The sequence below is a fragment of the Longimicrobiaceae bacterium genome (assembly GCA_035696245.1).
Classification (GTDB): Bacteria; Gemmatimonadota; Gemmatimonadetes; order Longimicrobiales; family Longimicrobiaceae; genus DASRQW01.
Genome location: DASRQW010000520.1, coordinates 1 through 1,847, shown reverse-complemented (window position 1 = coordinate 1,847; position 1,847 = coordinate 1). Strand labels below are relative to the sequence as shown.

At 69.8% G+C, this 1,847-nt stretch carries 2 protein-coding genes; both read right to left on the bottom strand.

Annotated features, from left to right (window positions below; translation table 11 throughout):
- Positions 1-106: 106 nt before the first annotated feature.
- Positions 107-553: an SUF system NifU family Fe-S cluster assembly protein gene (locus VFE05_23115; protein ID HET6232987.1), complete on the bottom strand. Its 447-nt coding sequence runs from the start codon at positions 551-553 to the stop codon at positions 107-109.
- A gap of 1 nt (position 554) precedes the next feature.
- Positions 555-1,820 carry a cysteine desulfurase gene (locus VFE05_23110; protein HET6232986.1) on the bottom strand — a complete coding sequence of 422 codons (1,266 nt, stop codon included), beginning with the start codon at positions 1,818-1,820 and terminating at the stop codon, positions 555-557.
- Between the last annotated feature and the right edge of the window lie 27 nt (positions 1,821-1,847).

The following is a 1,847-nucleotide window of genomic DNA, read 5'->3' as shown; positions in this document are numbered from 1 at the left end:
AAACTGCCTGGGGGAGGGAGCCTGGCTGGCGCGGGCGGAGGGTTTCGCTGCTCGTCGGGCAGCTTCTGCGGGCGCGGCTGCTGCTGTGCTCGCCGGCCTGGCTGTGTTAGGCGCCGGCTTGCTTTGCCGCTTCTTCCAGGGCGTTCCAGGCCAGCATGGCGCAGCGGACGCGGACGGGGAACTTGGCGACGCCGGCCAGGGCGCGCAGCTCGCCCAGCCGCTTGTCGCGCGCGGCGTCGGCGTCGCCGTGGACGAGGTCCTTGAAGCGGGCGATGAGCTCCCCGGACTCTTCCGTCGTCTTTCCCTCCAGCTGCTTCGCCATCATCGACGCGCTGGCCTGCGAGATGGCGCAGCCGTGGCCGCTGAAGCGGATCGCGTCCACCCTGCCCCCGCGCAGGCGCAGGTGGAGCACGATGGCGTCGCCGCAGGTGGGGTTGTTCATCTGGATCTCGGCGTCGCGCTCCGCCAGCTCGCCGCGGTGCGACGAGTCGCGGTAGTGCTTCAGGATCACTTCCTGGTACAGCGCACCGAGCGCCGCGTTCGGCATCGCCATCTCAGTACCCGAAGAGCGTGCGGGCCTTGCCGAGCGCATCCACCAGGCGATCGACCTCTTCCGTGGTGTTGTAGAGATAGAACGACGCACGCGCGGTGCTGCCCACGCCCAGGCGCTTCATCAGCGGCTGCGCGCAGTGGTGCCCGGCGCGGATCGCCACGCCCTCGCTGTCCAGGATGGTCGCCAGGTCGTGCGGATGCACGTCGGCCAGCGTGAAGCTGACCACGCCCGAGCGCTCCGCCAGATCAGTCGGACCGTAGATGCGCAGGTCGGGGATCGCGCCCATCCGCTCCAGTGCGTAGCCGATCAGGTGCCGCTCGTGCGCCAGGATCGCGTCGCGCCCGACCGATGCCAGGTAGTCCGCCGCCGCGCCCAGGCCCACCGCGCCGGAGATGTGCGGCGTGCCCGCCTCGAACTTGTTCGGGATCGGCGCGTACGTGCTCGCCTCCAACTCCACCGTGTCGATCATGTCGCCGCCGCCGTGGAAGGGCGGCATCGCCTCCAGCACCTCACGACGGCCCCACAGGCCACCCATCCCCGTGGGCCCGCACATCTTGTGGCCCGAGAACGCGTAGAAGTCCGCGCCCAGGCTCGGCACGTCCACCGGGAGATGCGGGGCGGACTGCGCGCCGTCCACCAGCATCAGCGCGCCGACCGCATGCGCCTTCGCCGCGATCTGACTGACCGGATTGACGGTGCCCAGCGCGTTGGAGACGTGGACGATGGAGACCAGCTTCGTGCGCTCCGTCAGCACCTCGTCCAGGTTCGACAGGTCCAATCGCCCCTGGTCGTCGATGTCCAGGAAGCGCAACTTCGCGCCCGTGCGCTGCGCCAGGAGCTGCCACGGCACCAGGTTGGAGTGGTGCTCCATGACCGAGAGCAGCACCTCGTCGCCGGCCTTCAGGTTCGCCGCGCCCCATGTGGAGGCGACGAGATTGATGGACTCGGTGGTGCCGCGCGTCCACACCAGCTCGTGCGCGTCGGTGATGCCGAGCAGCGAGGCAACGCGCAGGCGGGCGTTCTCGTACGCCTCGGTCGCGCGGTTCGCCAGCTCGTGCAGCCCGCGGTGCACGTTCGCGTTCGACGTGCGGTAGTAGTGGTCCAGCGCCTCGATCACCGCCAGCGGCTTCTGCGTGCTCGCCGCGTTGTCCAGGTACACGAGCGGATGCCCGTTCACCGTCTCGGACAGGATCGGGAAGTCGGCGCGGATGCGCTCCACGTCCAGCGGAGACGCGGCGGGCGGCGCGAGGGTGGCGGAGTCGGTCATCGTAGGGTTCCCACGGGAGAGTAAAGA

Coding starts and splice junctions, on each gene's coding strand:
- VFE05_23115 (HET6232987.1), bottom strand. CDS start 553: ATGGCGATGCCGAACGCGGCGCTCGGTGCGCTGTACCAGGAAGTGATC.
- VFE05_23110 (HET6232986.1), bottom strand. CDS start 1,820: ATGACCGACTCCGCCACCCTCGCGCCGCCCGCCGCGTCTCCGCTGGAC.